General features: G+C 52.4%; 5 protein-coding genes and 1 pseudogene. 3 read left to right on the forward strand and 3 right to left on the reverse strand.

Annotated features, from left to right (window positions below; all coding sequences use genetic code 11):
• Nucleotides 1-214, forward strand: a 214-nt coding sequence (locus V8352_RS21230; RefSeq protein ID WP_336426251.1) for a hypothetical protein, incomplete at its 5' end; no start/stop codon positions are given.
• A gap of 550 nt (nt 215-764) precedes the next feature.
• On the opposite strand, the gene V8352_RS21235 is transcribed toward V8352_RS21230, so the two are convergent.
• Nucleotides 765-2,069 (reverse strand): cation:proton antiporter, encoded by a 1,305-nt coding sequence (locus tag V8352_RS21235; RefSeq protein ID WP_336426252.1) that lies wholly within the window; start codon nt 2,067-2,069, stop codon nt 765-767.
• Between the two features lie 224 nt (nt 2,070-2,293).
• Between V8352_RS21235 and V8352_RS21240 the strand changes: the two genes are divergently transcribed.
• Nucleotides 2,294-2,629, forward strand: a complete 336-nt coding sequence (locus tag V8352_RS21240; RefSeq protein ID WP_336426253.1) for a hypothetical protein — start codon at nt 2,294-2,296, stop codon at nt 2,627-2,629.
• A 4-nt stretch (nt 2,630-2,633) separates the two neighbouring features.
• On the opposite strand, the gene V8352_RS21245 is transcribed toward V8352_RS21240, so the two are convergent.
• Complete coding sequence (locus V8352_RS21245) at nt 2,634-3,686, reverse strand: transketolase (protein WP_336426254.1); 1,053 nt, start codon at nt 3,684-3,686, stop codon at nt 2,634-2,636.
• A gap of 757 nt (nt 3,687-4,443) precedes the next feature.
• Between V8352_RS21245 and V8352_RS21250 the strand changes: the two genes are divergently transcribed.
• The gene (locus V8352_RS21250; protein ID WP_336426255.1) at nt 4,444-5,367 is read left to right on the forward strand and encodes a DUF262 domain-containing protein; all 924 of its coding nucleotides are present in this window, start codon (nt 4,444-4,446) and stop codon (nt 5,365-5,367) included.
• On the opposite strand, the pseudogene V8352_RS21255 reads toward V8352_RS21250, so the two are convergent.
• Nucleotides 5,355-5,448: pseudogene (locus V8352_RS21255) on the reverse strand (IS5/IS1182 family transposase); the annotation flags it as partial. The gene V8352_RS21250 and the pseudogene V8352_RS21255 overlap by 13 nt on opposite strands.

Here is a 5,448-nt window from a genome sequence, read left to right on the forward strand (position 1 = left end):
TCGCCGGTCGGCTCAAGCACCTGCCCGCGTCACCCTACGACACAACATCTGGTGTGGTCGTGAACTGACCGGAGACCCGCACACCCACACAAACCGCGAAGAAGCCATAAAGAATCGCTTGGTTCATGCCAGCGATCCATCACAACAACCTGATATGCAGTGTGACTTGTACGAAATGCAAAAGTCATGTGTCGTGCGTCCAACGGTCTGGTGAAAATTGATCCAAGTTCCACGAAGTGCCATTGTCAGAGCTGAGCTATTCTTCGAAATTTGGACGCTGACATTAGCTACGAATTGCAGTCTGCTGATCTTCAATGAGAAGGAGATCAGATGTCCGTTGTGCACCTTATGTAACGTGACGTAGCCGCGTTTAGGCATCACGACGTCAAAGATCGGCTGACTGCCGTCACTTGACATTTTTTAACGCGAAATCCAAGCGAGCCAATTCCCTTGAAGGGCAGAAATGCGCATAAAAATGGAGGTTGCAAACTTACGAACTTTGGTCAGTTTCTGGAATGTGATTGACCCAAAGCCGTCTTTCGATCACCTCCGTGCAAACGTCTGCTTTTTCGCTTCAAGACGGCCGATCCCTCTCGCTGCAAAATATTCCGAAAGAGCGTTGACCGCGGACACGAAACGGGTTGACCACAAGATCAAAAGCAGACCTTGGGTGGCAGTTTCGCTAAGCAGTAAAGAACGTCCCCAGTGCTCTTGTGTGCTATGACACTATTGTAACGCGTGGAGATGTGAGTCTGCTGCTTGCGTCAATTTTTTGACGCCAACTGCGGATCGTCACGGATGCTACTGGATGCACGATCGCCGCTCCAGGGAGAAGCGTACTGATCGACGAGAAAGCTGGTCGCGCCATGAAGGAGGGCGGAGGCAAAAATCGTGTAGGCTACCAAAGCCCAGAGCTGATCCTCGTTCACGAACTCCATGTGCCCGGTCGCGTAGCCCACGTAATAGATTGATCCTATTCCGCGCACGCCGAAGAAACCAACAATCAACCGATCGCCTGAGGTCATTCCGGTTCCAAGCAAGGCCAGCCAACCGGCCAGCGGCCGGATGATCAAAAGGAGGCCGAACCCGATCAATGTGTGCCACCAGTCCAGAACGGGCCATAGGGCAGGAAGGGTGCTGCCAAGCATGATCAGCAGAACGGCCGTCAGGGCATGTTCGAGCGCCTCACTGAAAGCGTGCAATCGTTTATGGAAGTGATGCTTTTCCTGAACGCGCCGACACATGAGACCTGCTGCGAAGGCTCCGATGAATCCATAGCCTTCGGCCAGTTCGACAATGCCATAGCAAAGCAGGACCGCGCCGAGGGCCAGCACGCCGGGCCCGCCGGTTTCGATGGCGCGGCTTCCCCAGCTGGAAAAGAGGCTTTTGCCCAACAGCCAGCCAACCAATGCCCCTACCAGCGCCCCGACCACGATGCGGTAGATCACGTCGCGCGCGATCCACTCCACCAGCCACGTCGAAGGATCGGCGCCCTGGGCCGCGATGATCAAACCAAGATAAACGAACGGAAAGGCAAGACCATCGTTCAGTCCAGCCTCGGCTGTCAGGGTAAAGCGCACCGGATGTTCACCGCCTTCACCTGGCGGGCCGACCTGCACGTCTCCGGCCAGAACCGGATCTGTCGGTGACAGGACCGCACCCAAAAGTACCGCTCCGGCAGCTGTCATACCGGCCAGCGCCCATCCAAGCAGGGCGACCGCCGCAATCGTGAGTGGCATTGCGATCAAAAGCAGACGCACGGTCGGGCGCCAACGGCTCCAGTTGCTGATGTTGTCGATCCGCAGCCCGGTCGCGAAGAGGACGACGATCACCACGAACTCGCTGATCATCTCCCATATCCGGGGTGAGACCGTTGGATCGAGCGCCGCGGGCATTCCGGGAATGAATGTGAAGGTCGCCAAACCGAGGATCATTAAAACGGCAGAGGAGGAAGCTGCACGCAGAAAACTGATGCGTGGAAGCAGGTATGCCACAAACACTGCCGCACCGACCGCGGCAGTGAGAAGGTGTGTCGGCGAAAAGCCGAATAACGGTTCAGCTTCGGACATCTGCAACGACCTTCTGTTGATTGGGACCCTCATTATGCACGTCAAAGTGCGCTTGCGAGGAGAACTTCTCATACACCGATGACTTGTTCTTAGCGAGAATCATTAGTCATCGGAAGGTGAGGAAAACCCTGTTCGTGGGACGGGTCGGTGCTCGTAGCCACCGCCAACAAAGTAGCCATCGGAGTCGCCGACGTTGTTGGTGTCAGCCATAGCATAGCCACCGGTTGCATAGAGCACAGACCGTTGCCCAGCTTGTAACCGCCGCGCAGTTTGGCGCGGAAGACGTTGTCGACGGTGGTTTCGGGAACGTTGCCCAGACCGACGTCGGTCCAGTCGTAGTCCAGACCAGCACCAATGACCCAGTTGCCCAGATCGTAGTCGTAACCGGTGGTCAGACCACCGATGAGGCTATCGCCATCAACGCCGGCAATGTCGGTGTCGATGTTGGTGTTCCGTCTCCAGAAGTATGGTGGATCAGCGATTTTCAGCCAAAGGCGGACATATCAGCGCGCCTGTTAATCGGGGAGATGAAGATGCATCTTCTCCCCGAGGCATTCTAAGATCTTAGAATACAGACCGTACAACCCTGATCAACTGAAGGGTGTCGAATGCATCATTTTCAAGCGCCAACACCTCACCGTTCAGAACGGTATAGCTGTAACCTGGATCCAGTTTTGGAAGACGATACGCTTGCATCAATTCATCCTGCGTCAGCGCAGCCGTGGGCGCAACTTGCACAGCACTGCTCAATCTTGGAACCAGCGCCATGTCATTGATTCCCGCAAGTGCGGCATAATTCCGATCCTCAAGGAGTACAGGCATGCCGTCGATGAGAGCATATCGCTGTCCTACTGGGGCAGGTGAAAGGTCGTAAAGCCGGGCCACCTGATCAGAGCTTAGCAAAAGTCCTGAATCATCAATTTGGTCAATGTCTCCTACGTCGATTTCTTGCGAGCGCAAAAAACGGTCACGTCTGTCCTGGTATATCCGTTCTAACTCTTGATCGTCGTAGGACACCCATTGATCATAAGTGATACCGTCTCTCGCCAAACCAGGGGGCACGCAAGGCGGATCCTTCTTCGCCAGGCCGGGCGGACAGTTGCGATATGTGAGCATGCGGTCTTGATCAACGTTTTGGAAAGCTACGTTTTGCCCCAAAAGCGCCAAAGGCAGAGCGGAAAGCAGCTTCGACATATCCCGGTCGGATGGTGCCGGAATGGTCATCAGTCGCTGTGATAAGGTCACGCGATCTTCCATGGATCTCTTGATCCTATTGCCGTGATCTTCGCGTTTACGTTCGGCCTTGATTTCTTGCTTGCCCTCTTTCAGGTTTTTCTTCCCATTTTTTTTCAGATATTTATCAGCTTTCTTTTCGGCTTTTTTATCATTCTTTTTGCCTTTGTTTTTGTTTTGATGACCCTTGCTTACATCCTGATGGCCGCCCCCTTTGTTATTTTTATCGTTTTTGACGAGGACAATGTTCGAAGAAAAACCAGAGGAGTGGGTGTTTGCGTCGGCCAACGTTGCTACAGCAGGCGTTGTTTGCGTTGCTGCATTGGAGGGATTGATGACTGCAATTGATAGGGCAGTGGCAAGCAGAATGCGCTTGGTGGGCATTAGAGGCTCTCCTGTAAGAGGGTTTCTTAAAACAGGGGCATTTTTATGGAAATGTTGAAATTCTCCACATCAAACCCGATGTCTTAGATCCTAAACGCAGTTGCTATAGACAAGGTTCCTCAGAATCACGGGCGCGGTTGCGAACCTTTGCTGGTTCGACGTCAGGACCCATGCGACAGATATGACACTTCGAACGACAGTAGTAGATCGAAACCACGAAGCCATGGTGACCGCATCTGATAAGCTGCCGTGCGGCCACAGATTGATCTTTGGACGGCAGGTTAGAGCGGCCCCACCCTCGGTCTGAAGCAGCCCCTGTGACTTTGCAAAGACACATTCCTGCATTCTGGGCGATCAGATGGGGCTAAGTTGTATCCACCGCGAACGACGGGAGTTTTCCGCACAGGGGTAATTAGTCGCTTCCGAAATTTTGCCCCTGCAGCGAACGGCGGCAATGACGGGCCGCGTCGCAATGATTGGGACCCGTGGTCAAGGTCCGCTCAGGGCCGACCTCGACCTACCTACCTTTCCTCGCGAGGGGCGGATTCCGGAAGTTCGCTGCTCTGCGGCGATGAGCTTCAACAGTCGACACAGCCGACCTTCGAAACTGCACACCGGGGGCGGGCTTGTTTCCGAACAGTTTTGCACGTTATAACACCGCTCGAAAGTATGCGACACTTGAGATTTCGCGCTGGGATTATCATTGTGCGATGTGTCAAGAGTTATCGCAAAGTTAAAGAGCGATTAGGAGAGACTTTTGAAAATTGAATCTCATGATATAAGCATGGAGAAGCTTCTACAGGGAAATTACTTTCAAATTCCAAAATTTCAGAGACCCTACTCTTGGGAAGCGGAGCAAATTAACGAGTTTTGGTCTGACGTGAACTCAAACCTCGGCGAAACTTATTTTATTGGCTCCATGGTGGTCTATGAAACAAAGTCTGGAAAGCTTGCTGTTGTAGATGGCCAGCAGAGGTTAACTACAGTAGCCATCTTCCTGAGCGCAATACGTGATCAATTTTTCTTATTGGATAGCGAAAATTCTGCCATTGGGCTCCAGCAGTTCATTGAGCGCAAAGACGTAGATAATTTGGACGTGTTCGTTTTGGAGACTGAAAGCTCCTTCCCTTATCTCCAGGAGCAGGTTTTTAAGATTGGCGACCCCGAGATACCGCTTGAAATTGGGCCGGAAGAGAAGTCAATTTCAGTTGCATTTGAGAGCTTCAAAGCGAAACTGCAAGCCAAGGCAGACACCTTTTTGGGAGATCCAACCATAGAGGATCTGAAGGATAGAAAAGAGGCCGCGCTGGATTGGTTGCGCCTGCTTCGAAAAACACTGCTTAGCCTGAGTATAATTTTGGTGAACTTGGACGATGAAGATGATGCTTATCTCATATTTGAAACGCTAAATACACGTGGCAAAGATTTGGCTTTGTCAGACCTTCTAAAGAACCACTTTGTCAGACACCAGAAGTCGAAAGGTAGCGTGGATCACGCTAAAATAAAGTGGGAGAAGATCCTTGAAACGATACATACGTCAGAGATTGACTTGGATCCAGACAATTTCATAGTCCACTCATGGCAGTCACGGTACGACATGGTCACGAAGGGTAAAGCATTCAAGAAAATTCGGTCGGCTATCAAGCAGAGCAACTCTAGGGTCAGGACTCACAGCCAATAGATCACGGTGGCGGCGAGTGCGATGGCTGACAGAAACACCTTCGGGCACCTGTCGTATCGAGTTGCGACGCGTCGCCAGTCC

The organism is Roseovarius sp. D0-M9 (genome assembly GCF_037083805.1).
Lineage (GTDB): Bacteria > Pseudomonadota > Alphaproteobacteria > Rhodobacterales > Rhodobacteraceae > Roseovarius.

Bases quoted from the DNA above. Each gene is read 5' to 3' on its own strand.
- V8352_RS21235 (WP_336426252.1), bottom strand. From the start codon at position 2,069: ATGTCCGAAGCTGAACCGTTATTCGGCTTTTCGCCGACACACCTTCTC.
- V8352_RS21245 (WP_336426254.1), bottom strand. From the start codon at position 3,686: ATGCCCACCAAGCGCATTCTGCTTGCCACTGCCCTATCAATTGCAGTC.